Origin of the sequence: Streptomyces sp. NPDC093018, from assembly GCF_040684035.1 — a bacterium.
In the GTDB taxonomy this organism is placed as follows: Bacteria; Actinomycetota; Actinomycetes; order Streptomycetales; family Streptomycetaceae; genus Streptomyces; species Streptomyces murinus.
In genome coordinates this window covers 16,952-38,363 of record NZ_JBFBFF010000007.1, presented here as the reverse complement: position 1 = coordinate 38,363, position 21,412 = coordinate 16,952, and the positions used below count along the sequence as shown (strand labels likewise).

The 21,412-nt window shown below is 72.8% G+C and carries 22 protein-coding genes and 1 riboswitch; of the genes, 9 read left to right on the top strand and 13 right to left on the bottom strand.

The window, feature by feature from the left end; translation table 11 throughout:
• Positions 1-118 precede the first annotated feature (118 nt).
• On the top strand, positions 119-1,276 hold the full coding sequence (locus AB0N90_RS17745) for a CoA transferase (RefSeq protein WP_365197470.1): 1,158 nt from the start codon (positions 119-121) through the stop codon (positions 1,274-1,276).
• Positions 1,277-1,331: 55 nt separating this feature from the next.
• Here the strand turns inward: AB0N90_RS17745 and AB0N90_RS17740 are convergent, their stop codons facing one another.
• On the bottom strand, positions 1,332-2,450 hold the full coding sequence (locus AB0N90_RS17740) for a substrate-binding domain-containing protein (RefSeq protein ID WP_365197467.1): 1,119 nt from the start codon (positions 2,448-2,450) through the stop codon (positions 1,332-1,334).
• 196 nt (positions 2,451-2,646) lie between these two features.
• On the opposite strand from AB0N90_RS17740, the gene AB0N90_RS17735 reads away from it, so the two are divergent.
• The 3 genes from AB0N90_RS17735 to AB0N90_RS17725 all read left to right on the top strand — a co-directional run bounded on the left by AB0N90_RS17735 (position 2,647) and on the right by AB0N90_RS17725 (position 7,005).
• Positions 2,647-3,408 carry a TetR family transcriptional regulator gene (locus AB0N90_RS17735; protein ID WP_365197465.1) on the top strand — a complete coding sequence of 254 codons (762 nt, stop codon included), beginning with the start codon at positions 2,647-2,649 and terminating at the stop codon, positions 3,406-3,408.
• A 179-nt stretch (positions 3,409-3,587) separates the two neighbouring features.
• Positions 3,588-4,004 carry a hypothetical protein gene (locus AB0N90_RS17730; RefSeq protein ID WP_365197462.1) on the top strand — a complete coding sequence of 139 codons (417 nt, stop codon included), beginning with the start codon at positions 3,588-3,590 and terminating at the stop codon, positions 4,002-4,004.
• Between the two features lie 172 nt (positions 4,005-4,176).
• Complete coding sequence (locus AB0N90_RS17725; protein WP_365197459.1) at positions 4,177-7,005, top strand: hypothetical protein; 2,829 nt, start codon at positions 4,177-4,179, stop codon at positions 7,003-7,005.
• A gap of 31 nt (positions 7,006-7,036) precedes the next feature.
• On the opposite strand, the gene AB0N90_RS17720 is transcribed toward AB0N90_RS17725, so the two are convergent.
• Together AB0N90_RS17720 and AB0N90_RS17715 are read right to left on the bottom strand one after the other, a co-directional pair.
• A complete protein-coding gene (locus tag AB0N90_RS17720; protein WP_365197457.1) occupies positions 7,037-7,426 on the bottom strand; it encodes a PPOX class F420-dependent oxidoreductase in 390 nt (129 codons plus the stop codon).
• A gap of 103 nt (positions 7,427-7,529) precedes the next feature.
• Positions 7,530-8,708 carry a MalY/PatB family protein gene (locus AB0N90_RS17715; RefSeq protein WP_365197454.1) on the bottom strand — a complete coding sequence of 393 codons (1,179 nt, stop codon included), beginning with the start codon at positions 8,706-8,708 and terminating at the stop codon, positions 7,530-7,532.
• 329 nt (positions 8,709-9,037) lie between these two features.
• Here AB0N90_RS17715 and AB0N90_RS17710 point away from each other — a divergent pair, with 329 nt between their 5' ends.
• Positions 9,038-9,868 carry an SAM-dependent methyltransferase gene (locus tag AB0N90_RS17710; RefSeq protein ID WP_361681586.1) on the top strand — a complete coding sequence of 277 codons (831 nt, stop codon included), beginning with the start codon at positions 9,038-9,040 and terminating at the stop codon, positions 9,866-9,868.
• Positions 9,869-9,923: 55 nt separating this feature from the next.
• Here AB0N90_RS17710 and AB0N90_RS17705 read toward each other — a convergent pair whose 3' ends face one another.
• From AB0N90_RS17705 to AB0N90_RS17695, 3 genes are all read right to left on the bottom strand, one after another.
• The gene (locus AB0N90_RS17705) at positions 9,924-10,109 is read right to left on the bottom strand and encodes a hypothetical protein (protein WP_085568129.1); all 186 of its coding nucleotides are present in this window, start codon (positions 10,107-10,109) and stop codon (positions 9,924-9,926) included.
• 206 nt (positions 10,110-10,315) lie between these two features.
• A complete protein-coding gene (locus AB0N90_RS17700) occupies positions 10,316-11,014 on the bottom strand; it encodes a L,D-transpeptidase family protein (protein ID WP_093680655.1) in 699 nt (232 codons plus the stop codon).
• A gap of 121 nt (positions 11,015-11,135) precedes the next feature.
• On the bottom strand, positions 11,136-11,660 hold the full coding sequence (locus AB0N90_RS17695; RefSeq protein ID WP_365197451.1) for a maleylpyruvate isomerase family mycothiol-dependent enzyme: 525 nt from the start codon (positions 11,658-11,660) through the stop codon (positions 11,136-11,138).
• A gap of 72 nt (positions 11,661-11,732) precedes the next feature.
• Here AB0N90_RS17695 and AB0N90_RS17690 point away from each other — a divergent pair, with 72 nt between their 5' ends.
• A complete protein-coding gene (locus AB0N90_RS17690; protein WP_365197449.1) occupies positions 11,733-12,635 on the top strand; it encodes a LysR substrate-binding domain-containing protein in 903 nt (300 codons plus the stop codon).
• Between the two features lie 29 nt (positions 12,636-12,664).
• Here AB0N90_RS17690 and AB0N90_RS17685 read toward each other — a convergent pair whose 3' ends face one another.
• The 5 genes from AB0N90_RS17685 to AB0N90_RS17665 form a co-directional block, all read right to left on the bottom strand.
• Positions 12,665-13,450, bottom strand: a complete 786-nt coding sequence (locus tag AB0N90_RS17685) for an SDR family NAD(P)-dependent oxidoreductase (RefSeq protein ID WP_361681576.1) — start codon at positions 13,448-13,450, stop codon at positions 12,665-12,667.
• Between the two features lie 67 nt (positions 13,451-13,517).
• The gene (locus AB0N90_RS17680) at positions 13,518-14,516 is read right to left on the bottom strand and encodes an SDR family oxidoreductase (protein WP_365197446.1); all 999 of its coding nucleotides are present in this window, start codon (positions 14,514-14,516) and stop codon (positions 13,518-13,520) included.
• Between the two features lie 90 nt (positions 14,517-14,606).
• Entirely contained in the window at positions 14,607-14,975 is a 369-nt protein-coding gene (locus AB0N90_RS17675; protein WP_365197444.1) for a DUF4180 domain-containing protein, read from the bottom strand.
• 28 nt (positions 14,976-15,003) lie between these two features.
• On the bottom strand, positions 15,004-15,633 hold the full coding sequence (locus AB0N90_RS17670; RefSeq protein WP_365197442.1) for an MBL fold metallo-hydrolase: 630 nt from the start codon (positions 15,631-15,633) through the stop codon (positions 15,004-15,006).
• Positions 15,633-16,721 (bottom strand): S-(hydroxymethyl)mycothiol dehydrogenase, encoded by a 1,089-nt coding sequence (locus AB0N90_RS17665; RefSeq protein WP_365197439.1) that lies wholly within the window; start codon positions 16,719-16,721, stop codon positions 15,633-15,635. The genes AB0N90_RS17670 and AB0N90_RS17665 overlap by 1 nt, the downstream gene beginning before the upstream one ends.
• A gap of 266 nt (positions 16,722-16,987) precedes the next feature.
• On the opposite strand from AB0N90_RS17665, the gene AB0N90_RS17660 reads away from it, so the two are divergent.
• Complete coding sequence (locus AB0N90_RS17660; protein WP_365197437.1) at positions 16,988-17,770, top strand: acyltransferase domain-containing protein; 783 nt, start codon at positions 16,988-16,990, stop codon at positions 17,768-17,770.
• 9 nt (positions 17,771-17,779) lie between these two features.
• On the opposite strand, the gene AB0N90_RS17655 is transcribed toward AB0N90_RS17660, so the two are convergent.
• Complete coding sequence (locus tag AB0N90_RS17655; RefSeq protein ID WP_361681559.1) at positions 17,780-18,085, bottom strand: hypothetical protein; 306 nt, start codon at positions 18,083-18,085, stop codon at positions 17,780-17,782.
• A 172-nt stretch (positions 18,086-18,257) separates the two neighbouring features.
• Here AB0N90_RS17655 and AB0N90_RS17650 point away from each other — a divergent pair, with 172 nt between their 5' ends.
• The gene (locus AB0N90_RS17650; RefSeq protein ID WP_365197434.1) at positions 18,258-18,623 is read left to right on the top strand and encodes a nuclear transport factor 2 family protein; all 366 of its coding nucleotides are present in this window, start codon (positions 18,258-18,260) and stop codon (positions 18,621-18,623) included.
• Between the two features lie 370 nt (positions 18,624-18,993).
• A riboswitch (ZMP/ZTP riboswitch) is annotated at positions 18,994-19,073 on the top strand.
• A 26-nt stretch (positions 19,074-19,099) separates the two neighbouring features.
• Positions 19,100-19,960, top strand: coding sequence for a bifunctional 5,10-methylenetetrahydrofolate dehydrogenase/5,10-methenyltetrahydrofolate cyclohydrolase (locus AB0N90_RS17645; protein ID WP_365197432.1), 861 nt, complete (start codon positions 19,100-19,102; stop codon positions 19,958-19,960).
• A 170-nt stretch (positions 19,961-20,130) separates the two neighbouring features.
• Here the strand turns inward: AB0N90_RS17645 and AB0N90_RS17640 are convergent, their stop codons facing one another.
• Positions 20,131-21,156, bottom strand: a complete 1,026-nt coding sequence (locus AB0N90_RS17640) for an alcohol dehydrogenase catalytic domain-containing protein (RefSeq protein ID WP_365197430.1) — start codon at positions 21,154-21,156, stop codon at positions 20,131-20,133.
• Positions 21,157-21,412 lie beyond the last annotated feature (256 nt).

Here is a 21,412-nt window from a genome sequence, read left to right as displayed (position 1 = left end):
GGCGTGCCGAAGGGAGTGGCGTTGTGCGGTCCATCGCAGGCGGCGGGCAGGGGCGGACCGGCGCGGTCCGGGGGCGCCGGGTCACCGGGTGTTCGTACGGCTTCGGGGGTGCGGCGTCATGAGCGGGGCCGTTCCGCCGCTGCCGCTGAGCGGTGTTCTGGTCGCCGACTTCGGGCGGGTGCTCGCGGCGCCGTACGCGACGATGCTCCTCGCCGATCTGGGTGCCGATGTGATCAAGGTCGAGCATCCGGCGGGCGGTGACGACACCCGCGCGTGGGGGCCGCCGCACGCACATGGCGAGGCCACCTATTTCCTGTCCGTGAACCGCAACAAGCGCTCGGTCGCTCTCGATCTGCGCGCGGAGGCCGACCGGCGCCGTGCCGTCGAACTGGCGCGCCGTGCCGACGTGTTGTTCGAGAACTTCCGGCCGGGCACGCTGCGCAAGTACGGGCTCGGCTACGACGAGGTGCGCGCCGCGAACCCGGGCGTCGTGTACTGCTCGATCACCGGCTTCGGGTCCGGTCCGGGGGCCGCGCTGCCCGGGTACGACCTGCTGATCCAGGCCGTGGGCGGGCTGATGAGTGTCACCGGGGCCGCGCCCGGGGAGCCGGTGAAGACCGGGGCGGCGCTGGTGGACGTGCTCACCGGGCTGCATGCGGCGGTCGGGGTGCTGGCGGCGCTGCGGCACCGGGACGCGACCGGCGAGGGGCAGCTCATCGAGGTCGATCTGCTGACGACTCTGCTGTCGAGCCTGGTCAACCAGTCCGCCGGATACACCCTGGCCGGCCGGGTGCCGGGCATCATGGGCAACCGGCATCCGTCGATCGCGCCGTACGAAGTGTACCGGGCCAAGGACGGGCCGCTGGTGATCGCCGTCGGCAACGACCGTCAGTTCGCGGCGCTCTGCCGGGGCCTCGGCGCCCCGGAACTGGCCGCCGACCCGCGCTTCGCCGGCAACGCGGACCGGGTGGCCCATGTCGACGAACTGGCGGGACAACTCGGTGAGTTGCTGGCGGCTCGTACCGCAGCCGAGTGGTTCGAGCACCTCACGCCCCTCGGTGTCCCGTGCGGTCCGGTCAACGACCTCGGCCAGGCCTTCGACCTCGCCGACCGGCTGGGCCTGGCGCCCCGGGCCACGCTGGACGGGGACGGCGGGGCGGCCCTGGACCTCGTCGCCAACCCGATCTCGCTGTCCCGCACCCCGCCCCGCTACGACCGCCGCCCGCCCCGGCTCGGCGAGCACACCGGGGAGATCGCGGACTGGCTGGACTCCTGACCGGGGGGCGGACGTGTCGTTGGGCCGATGTCCGGGGGCGGTGGTGTCCGGTGGGTCAGTGTGCGGCGGTGGCCGGGGACTGGGCGCCGCAGGAGGAGCGGACGTGCAACTCCGGGAGCAGGTCGAGGTGTTGGCGGGGTCCTGGGGTGAGCCGGCCCGCGCGTTCGGCGATGCGGCGCAGCAGGATGCCGGTGGCGAGTTCGCCGACCGAGCGCTTGGGCGGGGCGACGGCGGTGAGGGGCACGTCGGCGAGCGGGGCGACCTGGTCGTCGTAGGCGATGAGCGCGAGATCCTCGGGGACCCGTACGCCGCGTGCCTGGAGGCGGGGGACGAGCACGATGGCGTCCTCGTCGCTGTGCACCAGGGCGGCGGTGACCCCGTGGGCGCGGACCGCGTCGGTCAGGTAGTCGACGGACGCCTCGTAGTCGCCGTACTCGCGTACGTTCGGGGCGCCTCGGTGGATCTCCAGGCCGCGGGCGCGGGCGGCGGCCTGGAAGCCGTCGCTGATCGGTGCCGCGTGGGGGCCTTCCTGGAGGACGGCGGTGACCCGGCGGTGGCCGAGGGCGGCGAAGTGGCCGACGGCGACGGCGGCGCCGTGGGCGCGGTCGGTGCGCACCCGGTCGAGGCCGGCTGCGGGGTTGCCGGGCGGTGCGGAGCGTTCGACCAGGACGACGGGCACTCCGCAGCGGGTGAGCCACTCCTCCTGTCCGTCGGTGGGGACGCCGCCGAACCAGCTGGGCGCCACCAGCAGGCCCTGGGCGCCGCCCGCGATCAGGTGGTCCGCCTGGACGGAGTCCTCGGTGTCGACGTAGCCGGAGACGCCCAGGACGAGCCGGCCGCCGCGGGCGCCGACCGTTTCGCGCGCGCCGTTCACGATGTCGGTGAAGATGGACACGGTGGTCGGCACGATCATGCCGATCACCGCGCCTTCGGGGGTGTCGTACGACCGGTCGGTGCGGGTCTGCCGGACGATGGCGTCGGTGTGGTCGCCCGGCCAGACCACCGCTCCGTGCATCCGGCGCAGCATGCCGCGGGTGGCGAGGGTCTCGACGTCGCGGCGCAAGGTGACGGCGGAGACGCCGAGTTCGGCCGCCAGTTCGGCGACGCGGAGGCTGCCCCGCTCACGGACGAGTTCGAGCACGCGCTCATGGCGCTGGTCGACGTGCAGTCGCATGGGCTCCCCCTGGACAGTGATCCCGAGCCGGATTTCGGGCCGCTCACTCTACGCCCACAGCCGTATCGACCGTTTCCAATCAATACGATCGCTCCGGTGTTCGAACGCACACCTCGCGTAGCACTCAGTTCCCCCATATCTCCACTGTTGCTGCACTGAGTGTCACATTGCCGATCCGGGTGCTACGTTCCCGTCCATGAGCTCCAGCAGTGCGGCGCCGGCCGCGAAACCGCCGATGCGGGACGCCCTGGTCGCGGCGGCCTTCCGGCTCTTCTCGGAACACGGCTACGAGCAGACCACGGTGGACGACATCGTGGCACTCGCCGGAGTCGGCCGGCGTTCCTTCTTCCGTTACTTCCCCGCCAAGGAGGACGTGGTCTTCCCGGACCACGAGCGCTGTCTCGCCGACATGACGGCCTTCCTCGCGGCGGGCGGCGAGGAGTGCGAGCCGGTGCGGCGGGTGTGCGACTCGGCCCGGATGGTGCTGCACATGTACGCGGAGAACCCGGCGTTCTCCGTGCAGCGCTATCGCCTCACCCGGAAGGTGCCGGGCCTGCGGGCGTCCGAGCTGTCGGTGGTGTGGCGGTACGAGCGCGCGATGGCCGGATATCTGCGCGGCCGGTTCACCGGGCGCCCCGACGGGACGCTGCGGGCCGATGTGATCGCGGCCGCGGTGGTCGCCGCGCACAACAACGCGCTGCGCTCCTGGCTGCGTTCGGACGGCCGGGGCGACGCGGTCGCGGCGCTGGATCACGCGCTGGGTTATGTGCAGAGGGAGTTCGGGCGCCCGCAGGAGACCGGGGCCGCGGCGGGCGGCCGCTCCCCCGTGTGGCTCGGGCCGGCGCCGGAGGGCGAGGACGCGCCGCGCCCCGACGACGTCATGGTCCTCGTCACCCGCCGGGATGCCCCGCTGTGGCGGGTGGTGCAGGAGCTGGAGACGGCGGCGCACCGCGGCTGAGTGGTCGGCGCGATGGACGCGCGAGGGGCCTCGGGGACAATTTTTAGGGTACCGAGTGCCTTTACGAGTGACACTGAGTGCCATACCCTGTCGGTCATGCGCGGTGGCCAGGCCGCCGGGCGCACGCGTGCACGGGACACGCACGCGGGATTCCGGCCGAGTGCAGGGAGTTGACCAGGATGTACCACCACGAAGTGAGCGCCCCGTATGCGGTGGCCGGCTCCGCGACGGGTGTGCTCGATCCCGCCCCCGCGGACTCCAGGGACGCCCTCCACTTCCAGCGCTGCACCTGGTGCGGCACCGCGATGTACCACCGGCTGCTGTGTCCGGTGTGCCAGGGCAGCGAGCTGTGCACCGAGCGCAGCGAGGGGATCGGTACGGTCCGCCACTCCACGGTGGTGCACCGCAACACCCCGGCGGCGCGCAATGTCTCGCTGATCGAGATGGCCGAGGGCTTCGTCGTACGCGGCCGGGTGATGGGACCGCCGGTCGGCATTCACAGCGGTGACCGGGTACGGCTGTCGACCACCAAGGACCCGGTGCGCGGTGAGCCGGTCTTCCAGCTGATGGACGAGCCGTACCGGGCCTGGACCTGACCCGCCCGCACGCCGGATCCCGCGCACACCTCACTCTCGTACGCCTGATCCCCGTACATGTGATCCGCCACTTCTCCTCCACAGGCAACCCACAGGGTCCTTGTTCCGTCCTCCGGGAGCGAGGGGCTCCGGGACGGCCGGGGCGCCCGGGGTCGGGGGTCGAGGAGGAACAGTGGTCCGTGCCCGGCGCATATGGGTCACCGCCGCCGCGTTATGCGCGGTGGCGGGGGTGTCTCCAGGGGTGGCGGTCGCCCAGGGTCAACCACCGTCAGCGGCAGCCGCGTTGGCGTCGTCGGAGGGTCGTGGGGCGCTGCCGCCGGGCTGGCGGCTGACCGGCGGGGCTTCGGCGCCCCGGCTGGAGTGGCGCTCCGACCGGCCGGTGCCGATGGGGGACGCGCGGGTCGAATTCCGTTCCGGAGGGCGCCTGTTGGGCGTGCCGAAGCCGGACGCGGACGGCCGTACGTTCCGCCTTCCGCTCGACGGGAAGCGGTCGGGCGCTCCGAGCGGGCTCACCGGGCTCGGCCGCCCCGACGGGCTCCAGGTCTGGTCCGGTGGCCGGAGGCTGGACGGCCGGGCGAGCGGCGGGGCACCCGTGTCACCCGCCTCGCCCGCGGCCCCCGTCTCACCCGCCGGGCCGACTCCCCCGCCGCAGCTCCCGGCGAACGGCGTCGACCCGGGCAAGCCGGGCGCCTATCGCACCAAGACCGGTGAGTACACCCTGGAGTCGGTGCGGCTGCCGGGCTTCGCGAAGCCGGTGGAGATGCGCGCGGTGGTGGTCGCCCCCGTCGGCGCCCCCGGCAAGCGGCCGCTCGCGCTGTTCCTGCACGGCCGCCACTACACCTGCTACCGGGGCGACGAGATCAGCATCGACTGGCCCTGCAAGTCCGGCTACCGGTCGGTGCCGAGCTATCGCGGCTATCTGCGCGACCAGCAACTCCTGGCGTCACAGGGTTACTTGACGGTGTCGATCGCGGCGAACGGCATCAACGGGCAGGACAATGACACGGAGGACGGCGGCGCGCAGGCCCGCTCCTCCCTGATCCGGCTGCACCTCGGCCACTGGGCCGACTGGGCGAAGAACCCCGGGTCCGCGCCGTCGGTCGTCCGTTCCGCGCCCCGCGCCGATCTCGGCCGGGTGCTGCTCGTCGGGCACTCCCGGGGCGGCGAGGGCGTCAACCGGGCGGCCCTGGACAGCCTCTACCCGCCGCCTGCCGACAGGGACGGCTATCACGGCGCGGTGCGCTGGACCGTGCGCGGCATGGTGCTGATCGGCCCCACCGCCTTCGGCCAGAACCCGGTGCCCGATGTGCCGTCGGTGTCGGTCCTGCCGGGCTGCGACGGCGATGTCTCCGACCTGGAAGGCGAGTTGTACGTCGACGGGACGCGCGCGGTCACCGCGGGCAGCGCGCTGCACAGTGCCGTGTACGTCGTCGGCGCCGACCACAACTTCTTCAACTCCGAGTGGACGCCCGGTACTTCGGCGGCTCCTGCCGAGGACGACTTCTACGACGATCCGGAGCGGCCGGACCCGGTGTGCGGCAAGCACGCCGCGACCCGGCTCTCCGCCGACCGGCAGCACCGCGCCGGTTCGGTGTACATCGCGGCGGCCGCGCGGCTGTTCGTGGCCGGCGACGACCGGGTGCGTCCGCTGCTGGACGGCTCCGGGAAGCGGGCGCCGTCGGCGGATCCGGCGCGGGTCCTCAGCCATGCGGTGGGGGCGCGCCGGAGCGGCGGGTTCCTGCCGGACGGCGGGGTCTCGGTGAGCGGCGCCAGGCTGTGCTCCGTCGTGGACACCAGCCCGGCCAAGCGCTGTCTCGGCGACGACGCGAGCGGCTCCTCGCCGCACTTCGCGCAGTGGGGGACCGATCAGGAGGCCGGGCGGCACGCGATCGCGCTGCGCTGGACGCACACCGGCGCCCGGAGCCGGGTGACGTCGCAGCGGCCGCTGTCCCTGGCCGGTGCCAAGGATCTGGCGCTCCGGCTGTTCGTGCCGCCCAACTCCCGTGGCGCGCAGTTCGATGTGACGCTCACCGACACCGGCGGGCACCGTGCGACGCTGGGCCGGATCCATGCGGACGGGCTGCCCGGCAGTGAGCGGACCGCCTCCTATTGGGCCCGCGAGTTCCGGGTCCCGCTGGCGGCCGCCGGCCGTGCGCAGGTCGATCTGCGCTCGGTCAAGTCCATGGAGCTGACGGCGCGTTCGGCGTCCGGGCGGGCCTGGCTCGTCGACGCGTGGGGCTGGTGTCCGGGGACGCCCGCGGTGCGTGCGGCGGCGCTGCCGCGGGTGGACCTCGGCCGGCTGACGGTGGCCGAGGGCGACTCGGGCACCCGCACCTACCGTGTCCCGGCCCGGGTGTCGGGGCACGGCAGCGGCCAGGTCCGCGTCTACGTCCTCGACCCGGTCACCGGCCATGCCACGGACCGGCTGGTCACGGTGCACCCGGGCGGCCGGGACATCGATGTGCCGATCAAGGTCGTGGGCAACACCCGCTACGGTTCGGACGTGACGTACGACGTGCTGGTCAAGGCGGTGCACGGCGCCGTCGTCGGGTCCTACGGGGGCGGTGTCACGGTACGCGACGACGATCCCGCGCCCACCATGACCGTCACCCCGGTCGCGGACCGGGTCACGGAGGGCCAGTCCCTCACCTGGCGGGTCTCGCTGTCGGGGCCGGTCGACGTGGACATGAGCGCCATGTTCGCCGCCACCGCGCCGACCGCGGGTGCGGAGCTGTCCACCAAGGACGTCCCCGCCGCGTGGCTGCGCGATGCCTCCGGTGAATCCCCGGACCCGGAGCGCCCGTTGTCCAAGGTCAGCGGTCTCTACCTCTGGGTCGACATCCCCGCGCACCGGACGAGCGCGGACATCACGCTGCCCACGGTCAAGGACAAGGTCGCCGAGCCGGTGGAGTCCGTACGGTTCCGGCAGCTCGACGACATGACGGGCGAACCCCGCAAGGACGGGCTGGTGTTGGAGGGTTCGGTGCTCAACGCGTCCTGATCCGGCGGAGGTTCCGGGTGGCTCGCGGCGGTCAGTCGTCGAGGGTCACCCGGATGCCGACCGTGCCGTCCGTGCCGCGCCGCAGCCGGCTGCCCAGGAGGGTGAGGCGGCCGAGGATGCCGTACTTGCGGGCGATCAGGGCGCGGTAGCGGGCGGTGGTGGCCGCGTCGGTGATCTCGGCGGTGGCGGGGAGCTGGTCGCCGGTGGGGTTGCCGCGCAGGTCGCAGGGGCCGGCGAGGATGTCGGCGCGGTTACGGATGCGTTTGACCTTGAAGCTGTCGGCGGTGGTCCAGACGCCGAGGCTCGCGCCGTCCCGGACCACCCAGACCGGGGTGGCCACGGGGGTGCCGTTCCTGCGGAAGCTGGTGACCAGCAGGTATTTTCCGGCGGCGAGCCGGGCCTGGCGCGAGTCGTGGTCCATGGCGCCGAGTCTAGGGCCTCTCGTTCGGATCATGCCGGGCTCGCGGGCCCTGGCACCGCGCCCTGATCCGGCCTGATCCCGACGAAAGACCCTGGGCGTTCGCTCACTTCAGGGCGGCGGCCATGCGGTGCACGGCCTCGGTGAGGATCTCCGGTGACGTCGCGAGGTTGAGGCGGGCGTGGCCCGCGCCGCCGGTGCCGAACGGGAGACCGGCGGACAGCGCGACCCGGCCGCGGTCCAGGAAGACCTGCGCGGGGTCGTCGCCGAGGCCGAGGGCACGGCAGTCGAGCCAGGCGAGGTAGGTCGCCTCCCCGGGGTGGACGCGGACCGCGGGCAGCCGCTCGGCGAGCAGGTCGGCCAGCAGCAGCCGGTTGTCCCGGATCCCGGCGCGCAGGGCGTCGAGCCAGCCGGTGGCCGCACGCAGTGCGGCGGTGTGCGCGATGATCGCGATGTGGCTGGCGCCGTGGCCCACCTCCTCGGGCATCCGGGCGAGATCGGCGGCGGCCTCGGGACCGGCCAGGGCGAGGGCGGCCTTGAGGCCCGGCAGGTTCCAGCCCTTGGAGGCCGACATGAGCGAGAGGCCCCGGGCGGCGGCGGGCAGGCTGAGGTACGGCACGAACGGGGTGCCGGGGGCGGTGAGCGGGGCGTGGATCTCGTCCGCGACGACCCGCACACCATGGCGTTCGGCCAGTTCCGCGACGGCCGTCAGCTCGGCCGCGGTGTGCACCGTACCGGTGGGGTTGTGCGGGCTGCACAGCAGATAGGCGGCGCGCCCGCCACCCGCCGTGGCCTCCCGGAAGGCGTCTTCCAGGGCCGCCAGGTCGAGGCGCAAATCCGCGCCGAGCGGGGCTTCCACCACGCGGCGGTCCATATGGGTGATGAACAGGAAGAACGGCGGGTACACCGGCGGGTTGACGATCACCGGATCGCCCGCATCGGTCACCAGTTTGATCATTTCGACCACTCCGAGCATGACGTCCGGAACGATCGCCGTGCGGTCCGTCGCGATGCCGTCCCAGTGCCAGCGGCGGGCCGCGAACGCGGCGAGGGCCTCGGCATAGGCGGTGCCGGCCGGGTATCCGGTGTCGCCCAGGGCGAGGGCCTCGGTGACGGCACGGACGACGGGCGGGGCGAGGGGTACGTCCATCTCGGCCACCCAGAGCGGGAGGACGTCCTCGGGGTAGGTGCGCCACTTCATGCTCGTACGACGGCGCAGCCGCTCCAGGTCGAGGGCGCGCAGCGGATCCGGTTCGCCGGCGGTGTCGTGCGGGAAGCTGGTCATGAGGCACAAGATAGGGCGCGGTGCGGTGTGCCGGAACGGGGCGGACGAGGCGGGCGTGGCGGTGGTGCGCCGCCGGGAGGCCGGAGGAGTGCGGGGCGAGGCAGCTGCCGTGGGCGAGGCACGCGCCGGCGCGACCGCCTACCGGGAGCGTCCGGGCCGGCCCTCCCCCGCTCCCGGTGCTCGCGGCCTCGCGTCCGTACGTCGGCGATGGGGTGTGCGCGGGTCCCGGTACCGGAATCGGGCGGACCGGCGGCGCGGGGCAACTCGGGGGATTAGATTGCGCCTTGAAGGTTGAACCACTTCTCCAGGCATCCCAGGAGCTGACGCACGTGACCGACAACCCCGCAGCCACCAATGACGTGGCGGTGTCGCTGCGCGCCCGTATCAACACCAGCCAGCCGCACACGGCGCGGATCTGGAACTACTGGCTCGGCGGCAAGGACAATTACGAGGTCGACCGGGCGGCCGGCGACCAGATCCGCCAACTGCACCCGGGCATCGGGGAGTACGCGCGCGCGGACCGGCTGTTCCTGGGCCGGGCGGTGCGGCATCTGGTCGAGGAGGCGGGCATCCGCCAGTTCCTGGACGTCGGCACGGGGCTGCCCACCGCCGACAACACGCACGAGGTCGCCCAGCGCATCGCGCCGGAGTCGCGGATCGTGTACGTCGACAACGACCCGCTGGTACTGGCGCACGCGCGGGCCCTGCTGACGAGCACGCCGGAGGGTCGTACCGACTATCTGGACGAGGATCTGCGCAATGTGGACGCGATCCTCGAACACGCTTCGAAGACGCTGGACTTCAGTGAGCCGGTGGCGCTGATACTGCTCGGTGTGGTCATCTTCATCGGCGCGGACGACGAGGCGTACGGGCTGGTGCGGACGCTGATGGACCGGCTTCCGGCGGGCAGCCATCTGGTGTTGTCGCACACGGTCACGCATCCCTCGATGCCGGACGTGGACGAGGCGGTGAAGTTCTGGAACGAGCACGGCACGCCGAAGCTGACCCAGCGCACGCCGGCGGACGTCGCGCGGTTCTTCGACGGTTTCCAGCTGCTGGAGCCGGGGGTGGTCTCCTGCTCGCGCTGGCGCCCGGAGCACGACAACGGGGCCGAGCCGGAGGAGGTCGCCATGTTCGGCGGGGTGGCCCGCAAGGACTGAGGAGGATCTGGGGACCCGCGACTCCCGATCGGGGTCGCGGGTTCGCGTCGCGAGGTCAGACGGCCCGGTACGGCCGTGGGGCCGCGGCGGCCCACTCCATCACGAGGCGCTGGTACTGCTTGCGCTGCTCGGTGGTCAGCGTCCCGCCCGATCGGCGCCACAGGGCCCGGATCTCCTCGTTGACCTCCGCGGCCGATCGCTCGGAGGCGGCTTCAAGAGTGGTGGACATGCTGTGAAGCATATGCCGATCGAGGTGAAGGCGCTGTGAGCAAGTACCTTCGATGCGGACATTTCGGACCGTGTTGCTCATCACGTCAATGTGTCAAGCGGCGTACGGGAGTTCACACCCGACCCTCACCCGACGGCCGCTCCGGGACCGCCGGACGAGGGTGAGCAACGGCACAGGCACCCGATCGAAGTGACCGGGACGATCGGGTGACCGGTCGCTCAGGTACCGGGCTTGTGGCCGTACACGAAGACGTCGTCGCCCGTCCGCAGCAGCGACCAGTACTTCTTGGCGTCCTTCGGGGTCATGTTGACGCAGCCGTGCGAGCCGGGCGGGTTCCACATGCTCAGGCCGACCGAGTGGAACGCCTCGCCGCCGTTGAAGAACTGGCTGTAGGGCATCGACACGTCGTAGAGCGTGGAGACGTGGTGGAGGTCACGCCAGTAGACCTTCGTCAGGCCGGTGCGGGTGACGAAGCCCTTGCGGCCGGTGCGCACGGGGACCGGGCCGTAGACGAGCTTCTTGCCGTCCTGGATCCAGCTGAGCTGGTGCGTGAGGTCCACACAGGCGATCCGGCCCTTGTTCACCGGGCACTTGCCGCTCTTGTTCGGGTTCTTCCCCACGGCCTTCTGCTGGTTGATGAGGTCCATCACACCCCAGGTGACGGGCCCCGCGTAGCCGATGGTGGGGGTGATGCCGTTCTTCGCCTGGAAGGCGCGGATCGCCTTGCAGTCGGCGGCGGACTGACGGCCGTCGACCGGCCGGCCGAGGAACTTCTCCGCCTGCTTCTGGTACGGGCCCGTCGATGTGGTGCAGGAGCTCGCGGCCTGGGCGGGCGCCGCGCCGAGGGCGAGTGTGAGCGGCGCCACCAGACCCGTGAGTCCGAGCGCCACGACACCTCGTCTGCGTATGTCCCCCATGAGGGCTTTTCTCCTTCTTCTGACCGGTTTGCCCAGGGCCTCCCCCGGGGTTTCTTCGTGCGCGATTCCCACGATCTCGGACAAGTAGACCTGATCGGGCGCGTCGAGGTTGCCTTTCTGGTCACGCTGTGACGAAACGGTGAGCTTCCTCACCCCGGAGCCGACCACCGGGAAGCGTCCGCCCGTAGGCGACGAGCAGCAGGTCCTGGGCGCTGCCGTAGAGGAGGATCCGCAGCCGGTCCTCGGGGACGCGCCGGTCCAGGCCCAGGGCGACGGTGACGTCCAGGCCGTGCACGACGTCATGGCCGAGGGCCGCGGTGAGACCGCCGACCGGGGGTTTCCAGGGGTGGTGGGCGTGGGTGCGCAGAAAGCCGGCGAGGTCGCGGTCCCGGTGGGCGGCCGCGTCCCGGCGGGCGAGCCGGTCGGTCATCCGGTTCAGGCTCCCGCGCGCCCTCGCCAGCTCCAGCAGCACCCGCGCGGTCGAGTACCGGAACCCCATCGACATGTGCGCCACGACCTCCCGTACCCGCCAGCCGGCGCAGAGGCTGGGCGCGTCCCACTGCGCGGGGGTCAACTCCGCGAAAACATTGGCCGATTCGCGGCGTTCGGCGGCGATGAGTACGGCGATGTCCGGTGCTCTTTCCATACGCCCCAGCATGGTGAGGGCTTCGACGGCGCGTCCAAGACCGGGTTCGTATCGCAACTAGCATGCTCGGTTATGGAGTTGAGGCAGCTGCGCTATTTCGTGACGGTGGTGGAGGAGGCCGGTTTCACCCGGGCCGCCGAGCGGCTGCACCTCGCGCAGCCGGGGCTCAGTGTCCAGATACGGCTGCTGGAGAGGGAGTTGGGGCAGCCGCTGCTGGACCGGGCGGGGCGTACGGTGCGGCCTACGGAGGTCGGTGCGGCCGTACTGCCGTACGCGCGGGCCGCGCTGGCGGCGGTCGACGGGGTCCGGCAGACCGTGCAGGAGTACACGGGTCTGCTGCGCGGCCGGGTCGCGATCGGTCTCGTGCCCGGCGCGCTCACCCATCCGTTCGACCTCGCCGGGCTGCTGGCCGGGTTCCACCGGGCGCATCCCGGGGTGGAGGTCACCCTCACCGAGGACCTCTCGGACGCGATGCTGTCCGCGCTGCGCGACGGCACGCTGGACCTCGCGGTGGCCGGGGTGGCGGACCGGACCCCGCCGCCGGGCCTCGGCTGGGCGGTGTTCGTCGATGTGCCGCTGGTCGTGGCGGCCGTGGCGGAGCATCCGCTGATGGCCGCGCACCCGGACGGGGACGCCGTGTCGCCGGCCGCGCTGGAGGGGCACCGGCTGATCGGTCTGCCGCGCGGGACCGGGATGCGGACGGTGCTGGAACGGCTGTGCGCCGGGGCCGGGTTCCGGCCGCGGGTCGTGTTCGAGGCCGCGACGCCGGACGCGCTCGCCCGTCTCGCGGCGCGCGGCCTCGGTGTCGCCGTCCTGCCGGGACCGGACCCCCGCCCCGGTCTGCGCGTCCTTCCCCTCGCCGACCCGTGCGCCCGCGCCCGCGCGGCCCTCGTCTGGCGGGACCGGGGGCCGCTGGGCCCGGCGGCGCGGGAGCTGCTGGGCCGGCTGCGCGAGGCGTTGCGCGCGGGGACCTGAGGACGGCCGCAACCGGGCCGGTACGAGGGTCAGTCGTGCAGGGCGGCGTGGAAGCCGGTGTGCACGGAGGTGAGGCCGCCGTCGACCACGAGCGTGGTGCCGGTGATCCAGGCGGCGTCGCGGGAGGCGAGGAAGGCGACCGCGGCGGCGATGTCCTCGGGTTCGCCGACCCGGCCGAGCGGGTACAGGGCGCGGACGGCGTCGAGTTCGCCCTCGCGCCCCTCCCACGCCGAGGTGCGCACCGTGCCCGGCGCCACGAGGTTCACCCGCACGCCCCGGGCCGCCGCGTGCCCGGCGAGGGTGCGGGTCAGGGAGCCGAGGCCGGCTTTGGCGGCGCTGTAGGCGTGGTTGCCGAAGTCCTGGAGGCCGTTGACGGAGCCGATGCTCACGATCGCGCCGCGTCCGGAGGCGGCCAGGTGAGGCAGGGCGGCGCGGCAGCAGCGCTGGACGCCGGTCAGGGTGATGTCGAGGTCGCGGGCCCAGGTCTCGTCCGTGCCGTCCTCGAAGCGCGGGGTGTCCGGGGTGCAGTGGGCGGCGCAGTTGACCAGGACGTCCAGGGAGCCGAAGGCGTCGACGGCGCGGGCCACGGCCGCCTTGACGGCGGTGCGTTCGGCCACGTCGCAGCCGAACGCCTCACCGGTCAGGCCCTGTCGGCGCAGCTCGGCTGCGGTCCGCTCGGCCTCGGCCGGGTCCCGGTCGGTCACCAGGACCCGGCCGCCCTCCTCGGCGAGCCGCCGGGCGACGGCGGCACCGATACCGCGGGCCGCTCCGGTGACGAGTACCGCGTGTCCTGCGAAACGGGTGTGATCGCTCATGGGGTGACGGTACGGCCGTACCCGCGGTCTTTCACCGTCCCGTGCCGGTGTTCCGCCCAACTGCCCCTCACCGGTACCCCGTTGTGTCGGCGGGCCGCCCGGCGTCCTGGACCTCCCTCAGATAGCGCCAGGCGTCGGGGCGGCTGCCGTCGAGGTCGGTGAAGCCGTACTCCCGGGCGAGGCCGCCGCTGGAGAGGGACCGCCCGTTGAAGCGGGCCACGGCGGGGTCGGTGGCCAGGGCGGCGACGGCCCGGCCGGTGAAACGCGGGGTCTCGGAGATGGCGAAGTGCGGTTCGCGCGTAAGGGCGTCGCGCCAGTTGTCCTCGCGGACCCCGAACAGGTCCAGCATCAGTTCGGAGCGCATCCAGCCGGGGGTGAGGGCGACGGCGGTGGCGCCGCGCGGGCCGAGTTCATGGCCGAGGGCGAAGGCCATGCGCAGGACGGCGGTCTTGGCGAGGTCGTAGAAGAGGTTCACGCGATAGGTGTCGCGGTTGTGCTCGGCGGTGCCGTCGGTCATCTCCACGACCAGACCACCGGGTCGGCGCAGCAGCAGGGGCAGCGCGAAATGGCTGGTGACGGCGTGTGTGTCGATGGCGAAGCGCAGGAGTCTGAGCCCGTTGTCCAGGTCGTGCTCCCACACCGGGGTGTCCCACTCGAAGAGTTTCTCGCCGCCCCAGATGTCGTTGACGAGGATGTCCAGACGGCCCTGTTCGCTCGCGATGCGGTCCACCAGGTCGCGTACGGCGGCCGGTCGCAGATGGTCGACGGGTACGGCGATGCCGTGGCCGCCGGCGGCGGTGACCAGGTCGGCGGTGTCCTCGATGGTCTCGGGGCGGTCGTACTCGGAGCGGCGGGCGCGGGTGCTGCGGCCGGTGACGTAGACGGTGGCGCCGGCCGCGCCGAGCTCCACGGCGATGCCCCGACCGGCGCCCCGGGTCGCCCCGGCGACCAGGGCGACCCTGCCCGCGAGGTCCTTGAGGTCCTTGAGGTCCTTGAGGTCCTTGAGGTCCTTGAGGTCCTTGAGGTCCGTCGGATCTCCGTGGTCTTCGTCGAGCGGTGCGGGCATGTCCGGCCTCCGTGCGCTGAGCGTGTGCTGTCGTCTCTCAGCGTCACGGAGAAGCCGGACATCTCCTGTCGGGTTTTACCGGGCGGTCCGTCAGCGGGCGAGCCGCTCGGCGACGGCGTCGGAGTCCGGCAGGAACCACAGCTGGTCGCCCTGGTTGGACTCGTGCACGAAGTCGCGCAGGGCGTCGCTCGCCTCGATGTGGGCCGAGATGTCGCCGACGACGGCGAGCCGCACCCGGTAGTTCACGAACTTCTGGACGACGGCGCCCGCGACACCGGACCGCAGCCGGAAGAACTCCTGGGCGATCCGTGCCACGGGCACCTCGACCAGCTGGGCGTCCTGCCCGAAGGCGTCGCCTATGAGGTCCAGTGCCGTGCGCTCGCCGTCCAGGGTCGGGCCCTCGGCGGCGCAGCGCAGGACGCGGATGTCGTGCAGGGTCACGAGTGTGTTCGTGGTCATGATCGCGACCCTATGCGCACGATGCGGTTCAGTGCCCGCGTTTAATCCATTCCTCCAGCTGAGGGGCCTCGGCGCCGATGGTGGTGGAGTCGCCGTGGCCGGTGAGGACCTTGGTCTCGGGCGGGAGGGTGAGCAGTTTGTCGCGGATGGAGTCGATGATCGTCGGGAAGTGCGAGAAGGAGCGGCCGGTGGCGCCGGGGCCGCCCTGGAAGAGGGTGTCGCCGGTGAAGACGGCGCCCAGTGCGGGGTCGTAGAGGCAGACCGCGCCGGGCGCGTGCCCGGGGGTGTGCAGCACGGTCAGGTCGGCGCCAGCCGCCTCGATGACCTGGTCGTCCACGAGGAGCCGGTCGGGGTCGCGGTCGGGGTGGGTCATCCGCCACAGCGGCAGGTCGTCGGGATGCAGCCAGATGACCGCGCCGGTGCGGTCGGCCAGCGCGGACGCCGCGTCGATGTGGTCGTTGTGGGCGTGGGTGCACACGATGGCGGTGAGCCTGCGGTCACCGACGGCGCGGGCGATGGCGTCGGCGTCATGGGCGGCGTCGATGACGATCGCCTCATGGTCGTCGCCGACGATCCAGACGTTGTTGTCGACGTCCCAGGTGCCGCCGTCGAGGGTGAACTGCCCCGAGGTGACGAGCCGTTCGATGCGTGCGGTCATCAGAGCACCACCACCGAGCGCAGCACGTCGCCCTGGTGCATCCGCTCGAACGCCTTCTCCACCTCTTCCAGTTGGACGGTCTCGGTGACGAACGCGTCCAGCGGCAGCCTGCCTTGCAGATGCAGGTCGATGAGCATCGGGAAGTCACGGGAGGGCAGGCAGTCGCCGTACCAGCTGGACTTGAGGGCGCCGCCGCGGCCGAAGACGTCCAGCAGGGGCAGTTCGAGCTTCATCTCCGGGGTGGGGACGCCGACGAGGACGACGGTGCCGGCGAGGTCGCGGGCGTAGAAGGCCTGCCGGTACGTCTCCGGGCGGCCGACCGCCTCGATGACGACGTCGGCGCCGAAGCCGCCGGTCAGCTCGCGGACGGCCTCGACCGGGTCGTGCTGCTTGGAGTTGACGGTGTGGGTGGCGCCGAGGGCGCGGGCCTTCTCCAGCTTGCGGTCGTCGATGTCCACGGCGATGATCTTCGCCGCGCCGGCCAGGTCGGCCCCCGCGACGGCGGCGTCGCCGACGCCGCCGCAGCCGATGACGGCGACCGAGTCGCCCCGGCCGACCTGGCCGGTGTTGATGGCGGCGCCGATGCCGGCCATCACACCGCAGCCGAGGAGGCCCGCGACGGCCGGGGAGACGGCCGGGTCGACCTTGGTGCACTGACCGGCGGCGACCAGGGTCTTCTCGGCGAACGCGCCGATGCCGAGGGCCGGGGAGAGTTCCTGGCCGGTGGCGGCGAGGGTCATCTTCTGCTTCGCGTTGTGGGTGTTGAAGCAGTACCAGGGGCGGCCGCGCAGACAGGCCCGGCAATTGCCGCACACGGCACGCCAGTTGAGGACGACGAAGTCACCGGGGGCCACCTCGGTGACACCGTCGCCGACCGACTCCACCACGCCGGCGGCCTCATGGCCGAGGAGGAAGGGGAAGTCGTCGGAGATGCCGCCCTGCTTGTAGTGCAGATCGGTGTGGCAGACGCCGCAGGCCTGGACGCGTACGACGGCCTCGCCCGGCCCGGGATCCGGCACCACGATCGTCTCGACTCGTACGGGCTCGTTCTTGCCCGGTGCGATCACGCCGCGTACTTCCTGCGCCATGCTCTGGTTCCTTCCATCGAGTGCTTACGGTGCAGACCCTACGCGCGTCCGATGGGCGGCGGGACGGGCCACGGCGGTGGCCGTGGATCTTTCCCCCGAGGGCACCCGAGGGGAGCCGAGGGCAGCCGCGGACACCCGATCTGAGGAACGCTTATGAATTGCACAAGAATCGGATCGAATGACGACGTTCGATGATGGCGATTCCTTTGCGAGGTGCGGGAACCCGACCGGTCCGGGTGCTTACCCGACCGTGCCTTCATGGAGGCATGCTCGCTGATGGCCGTAAGGGACGTACCGCATTCCTGTTCTCGGCCGGTGCCTCGCCGCGCCCTGGGACGGAACGTGAACTCGCGGCGGCTTTCCCGCTGTTCGCGAAGACGCTGGACGAGCTGTGCGCCCGTCTGGACCCCTATCTCGAACTGCCGTTGAAAAGCGTGATGTTCGCGGCGCCCGGCACCCGGACGGCGGTGCTGCTGGGCCGGGCGTCGTACGCCGGGCCGGCGCTCTTCGCGCTCCAGGTGGCGCAGTACCGGCTGCTGCGGAGCTGGGGCGCCCGCCCTGATGTGCTGTTCGGGCACGGGGCCGGGCGGATGGCCGCCGCGTACGCCGCCGGGGTCTTCTCACTCGCGGACGGCTGCCACGCGGTCGGCACCCTGGCCCGGCTTCTGGACGGCGCCCTGGGCGAGACGGCCCCGCAGGCGCTGCTCACCGCCTACGGCCGTACGCTCGCCACGCTCCACCCCTGCCCGCCGCGGCTCCCCCTCGTCTCCGACGTCACCGCACGCCCGGTCGGCGCCGAGACCGCGGAGCCGGGGTTCTGGCTGCCGGGCCCGGGGACCCGGCGGTTCGCGGACGTGGCCTCGCTGCTGCACCGGGACGGGGTGCGGACCTGGCTGGAGCTGGGCCCGGCGGACACCCTGACCCGCGCACTGGCCGAGGACCTGCCGCCCGGCACCGCCCCGGCCCCCGGCGCGGCGTACGCCGTGGCCCGGGACTGGGCGGTGCTGGACGCGGGCGGCGGCACCCGGCTGCGCGGCGCCCCGGCGTGACGCGTCGGCTCAGGCCCCCACGGCCGGGAGCAGGCCCGTCACCGGCGCCACGATGTCGGTGACCTGGTGGAGTTCGCTGAGCCGGTTCAGCTCGCTGACCTGGTTCAGGGCCTTGAGCTGCTGGGAGGCCGTGGGCATCTGGGCCCGCTGCGCGGCGGGGATGTCGCCGGCGGTGAGCGAGTCGAGCACGGTCATCGGGTTGATCTGCCCGGTGTGCGAGGCGCTCGCGTCGGCCGCGCTCGCGAGGGGTGCGGCCAGGCCCGTGACCCCGGCGGCGAGTCCGAGGACGGCGACGATACGGCGTGTTGAGATCATGCCCTCAGCAACGGCGAAGGCCCCCGGCCGGACACGGGCGGCGGCCCGCGCTCACTCGTGAGGCGGAGCCCGCCCCGTGCGCTTGCCGAGGCCGCCGGGCCGGGGGACGCTCGAAGACGGGGCCCGTACGGTCCGCCGCGCGCCGGACCGCGAGCGCCTGAAGGAGGTCACCATGGGCACCGCGACAGGCTCCGCCTTCGACACCGAGACACTGCGCCGGGGCATCGAGGGGAACACCGGGAACACCCTGCTGTCCCTGTACGCGGACGACGCGGAGATCCGCATCATCGACCGCAACACCCAGCCCAGCCACCCCAAGATCCTGCACGGCCGCGGCGAGATCGCCGAGATGCTCGACGACGTCTACCGCCGCGACATGATCCACAAGTTGGACCGGTGCGTGGTGCAGGGCGACCACGCCGCGTTCACCGAGTCCTGCCAGTACGGGGACGGCACCCGCGTCCTCGCCGAATCCATGATCACCCTGCGGGACGGGAAGGTCGCCGAGCAGATTCTGATCCAGGCATGGGACGAGTAGGCAGGAGGTTCGCGCGGATCCAGGTCAGCTCCCGGCTGACCTGGACCTTCTCGGCCCGCGCGGTGGTGGGCCGGGCGCGGCCCCGGCGCCGCGGGGCGGTCTCCGCGGCGGGTGTGCCGGTGACGGGCGCGGTGCTGCGGTCGGTCCTGAGGGCGGTGCGTGGACGTCCCCCGGCGGCGGTGCCGCGCGCGTCGCGGTTGCCACGGGTGCCGCGGGTGGTACCGCGGGTCCGGCGCGGACGGACGCGGTGAGCGTTCCCGTTCCCGGCAGCGAGCTTTCGCGGGCGGCCATGAGGTCTCCCGGCCGTGCGCTTGCGGCACGGGCTGGATCACGCCCGCTCCCCGGCCCCCTGCGGGCCTCGGTTACGCTGTGCGCGGGCCGTGACTGGCGCTGAGGTGGAGTACCACCGGGGAGCGGTCCGTATGGCTGCCGCGCGCCTGGGCGTAAGACATCGATCCAGCTCAGGAGTGTGCCGCATGACCCAGGCCCGTCTCATGGACGGAACCGCCCTCGCCCGTCGCATCGTCGAGGACACCGCGCGCAGGGCGGCCGGCCTCACCGCGCGTACCGGTGTGGTGCCCTGTCTCGCGACCGTGCTGGTCGGCGAGGACCCGGCGTCCGTGACGTACGTCCGGATGAAGCAGAACCGCTGCCGCAAGGCCGGTATCACCTCCCGGCACGTGGCCCTGCCCGCGAGTACGTCCACCGCCGAACTGGTGGGCACGCTGCGCGAGTTGTCGGACGATCCGACGGTGCACGGGATCCTGCTCCAGCACCCGGTGGGCGACCATGTCGACGAGCGGGCGGCGTTCGAGGCGATCGCGCCCGAGAAGGACGTCGACGGGGTCACCTTCGCCTCCTTCGCCACGATGAGCTTCGGCCTGCCGGGCTTCGTGTCCTGCACGCCGGGCGGCATCCTGCGGCTGCTGGACGAGTACGGCGTCGAGCCGGCCGGAAAGCGGGCCGTGGTGGTGGGCCGCAGCGCGATCCTCGGCAAGCCGGTGGGCATGCTGCTGCTGGCCAGGGACGCGACGGTGACGTACTGCCACTCGCGCACCCGGGATCTGTCGGCGGCGGTCCGCGAGGCGGACATCGTCGTCGCCGCGGTCGGCCGGCCGCGGCTGCTGCGGGGCCAGGACATCAAGCCCGGCGCGGTCGTGATCGACGCCGGTTACAACGCCGGGAACGTGGGCGACGTCGACTTCGACTCGGCCGTCGAGCGGGCCTCCCTGATCACCCCGGTCCCGGGTGGCGTCGGCCCGATGACGATCGCCACGCTGCTGGAGCAGACGGTGACGGCGGCGGAGGCTGCCGCAGCGGGGCGTGCGGCGGCCTGACGGCGGAGCGGGGGCTGGCGCGGGGGAAGCTCGCGGCGGCCTGACCACAGAGAGGGGGCGGGACCGGCGGGCGCGGACGGCCGTACCGGTCGAACTCGGGCGCGCACGAGGTGAGTTGGCCGCGGCCGCCCGGAGCCGTACTCACACCCCCGCTCTCCCGCTCCCCCGCATCACCCCTCCGTCAGCACCATCCTGAACCTCGCGCCGCCCGCCATCATCTTCCGGTACGCCGCGTCCGCCTCCGTGAGCGGAACCTTCTCCGTCATCGGGCGGATGCCGTGCAGGACGCTGAACGCCATGGTGTCCTCGACGTCCTGCGAGGTCCCCGAGGGGTGGCCCCGGACCACGCGGGCGGCCATGAGGAGCTGGTTGGGGTTGATGTCGAGGGGGGCGATGTCCGCGCCGATGACGACCAGTTCGCCGCGGTGGGTCAGGCCGTCCACGGTCGCGGAGATGGCCTCGGAGTTGCCGGCGGTGCCGAGGACGACCTTGGCACCGCCGAGGGACCGCAGCGCCTCGGCGACCGGGGTGGCGGCGGTGCTGTCGACGTAGTGGTGGGCGCCGAGCTGCTCGGCGAACTCCGCCTTCTGCGGGCCCCGGGCGATCGCGACCGTCTCGAAACCCATCGCGACCGCGTACTGCACACCGAGGTGCCCGAGGCCGCCGAGGCCGAGCACCGCGACCAGGTCGCCGGGGCGTCCCGCGCTGCGCCGCAGCCCGTTGAACGTGGTCACGCCCGCGCAGGCCAGCGGTCCCGCGTCGCTCGCGGCGAGCGCGTCGGGGATCCGGGCCAGGGCGTCGACGGGTGCGATCACCTGCTCGCCGAAGCCGCCGTCGTAGGCCCAGCCCGGCACCTTGAGGCTCTCGCACACGATGAAATCGCCCTCGCGGCAGGCCCGGCAGTGGCCGCAGCTGCCGCCGAACCAGCCCACGGCCACCCGGTCGCCGACCTGCCAGCCGCGCTCCCCCGCCCCCTCGCCCAGCTCCGCGATCCGCCCGGCGATCTCGTGCCCGGGCACCTCGGGGAAGGTGATGCCCGGCACCGCCGCGCTGACGAAGAGCGCGTCGCTGTGGCAGACGCCGCACGCCTCGACGGCGATCCGCGCATGGCCGGGCCCCGGCCGCGGCACCTCGCGCTCGACCACCTCGAACGTGCCGTTCGCGGCGGGCACTTGGGCGACTCGATAGCTGCTCATGGATCTCTCCGGAGAAGGGGGTACGAGCGGTGAGGGGGCGGCCGAGCGGGGGTGCCGGCCGCCGCTCTCCCGGGCGGTCCGGTACGACGGCCCACTCCTTCTCAGCAGACCAGTTCCGGTGCGATCGCGCGCGCCGAACGCCCTTCGCCGGACCCGGCCGCCCGGCCCCCGCCCCGGGGGTCGCGTTCAGCGGGTACTCCGAGCCGATGGATCACTCCGTCTCAGCGCTCGCCGGGTCCACACCCCGGTCATAGAG

What these genes read in the sequence shown, in the direction of transcription:
- AB0N90_RS17665 (WP_365197439.1), bottom strand. Translation starts at nt 16,721, where the DNA reads ATGGCGCAGGAAGTACGCGGCGTGATCGCACCGGGCAAGAACGAGCCC.
- AB0N90_RS17675 (WP_365197444.1), bottom strand. Translation starts at nt 14,975, where the DNA reads ATGACCACGAACACACTCGTGACCCTGCACGACATCCGCGTCCTGCGC.
- AB0N90_RS17655 (WP_361681559.1), bottom strand. Translation starts at nt 18,085, where the DNA reads ATGATCTCAACACGCCGTATCGTCGCCGTCCTCGGACTCGCCGCCGGG.
- AB0N90_RS17680 (WP_365197446.1), bottom strand. Translation starts at nt 14,516, where the DNA reads ATGCCCGCACCGCTCGACGAAGACCACGGAGATCCGACGGACCTCAAG.
- AB0N90_RS17685 (WP_361681576.1), bottom strand. Translation starts at nt 13,450, where the DNA reads ATGAGCGATCACACCCGTTTCGCAGGACACGCGGTACTCGTCACCGGA.
- AB0N90_RS17700 (WP_093680655.1), bottom strand. Translation starts at nt 11,014, where the DNA reads ATGGGGGACATACGCAGACGAGGTGTCGTGGCGCTCGGACTCACGGGT.
- AB0N90_RS17715 (WP_365197454.1), bottom strand. Translation starts at nt 8,708, where the DNA reads ATGACCAGCTTCCCGCACGACACCGCCGGCGAACCGGATCCGCTGCGC.
- AB0N90_RS17690 (WP_365197449.1), top strand. Translation starts at nt 11,733, where the DNA reads ATGGAGTTGAGGCAGCTGCGCTATTTCGTGACGGTGGTGGAGGAGGCC.
- AB0N90_RS17735 (WP_365197465.1), top strand. Translation starts at nt 2,647, where the DNA reads ATGAGCTCCAGCAGTGCGGCGCCGGCCGCGAAACCGCCGATGCGGGAC.
- AB0N90_RS17720 (WP_365197457.1), bottom strand. Translation starts at nt 7,426, where the DNA reads ATGGACCACGACTCGCGCCAGGCCCGGCTCGCCGCCGGAAAATACCTG.
- AB0N90_RS17745 (WP_365197470.1), top strand. Translation starts at nt 119, where the DNA reads ATGAGCGGGGCCGTTCCGCCGCTGCCGCTGAGCGGTGTTCTGGTCGCC.
- AB0N90_RS17660 (WP_365197437.1), top strand. Translation starts at nt 16,988, where the DNA reads ATGCTCGCTGATGGCCGTAAGGGACGTACCGCATTCCTGTTCTCGGCC.
- AB0N90_RS17695 (WP_365197451.1), bottom strand. Translation starts at nt 11,660, where the DNA reads ATGGAAAGAGCACCGGACATCGCCGTACTCATCGCCGCCGAACGCCGC.
- AB0N90_RS17650 (WP_365197434.1), top strand. Translation starts at nt 18,258, where the DNA reads ATGGGCACCGCGACAGGCTCCGCCTTCGACACCGAGACACTGCGCCGG.
- AB0N90_RS17740 (WP_365197467.1), bottom strand. Translation starts at nt 2,450, where the DNA reads ATGCGACTGCACGTCGACCAGCGCCATGAGCGCGTGCTCGAACTCGTC.
- AB0N90_RS17705 (WP_085568129.1), bottom strand. Translation starts at nt 10,109, where the DNA reads ATGCTTCACAGCATGTCCACCACTCTTGAAGCCGCCTCCGAGCGATCG.
- AB0N90_RS17640 (WP_365197430.1), bottom strand. Translation starts at nt 21,156, where the DNA reads ATGAGCAGCTATCGAGTCGCCCAAGTGCCCGCCGCGAACGGCACGTTC.
- AB0N90_RS17730 (WP_365197462.1), top strand. Translation starts at nt 3,588, where the DNA reads ATGTACCACCACGAAGTGAGCGCCCCGTATGCGGTGGCCGGCTCCGCG.
- AB0N90_RS17670 (WP_365197442.1), bottom strand. Translation starts at nt 15,633, where the DNA reads ATGACCGCACGCATCGAACGGCTCGTCACCTCGGGGCAGTTCACCCTC.
- AB0N90_RS17645 (WP_365197432.1), top strand. Translation starts at nt 19,100, where the DNA reads ATGACCCAGGCCCGTCTCATGGACGGAACCGCCCTCGCCCGTCGCATC.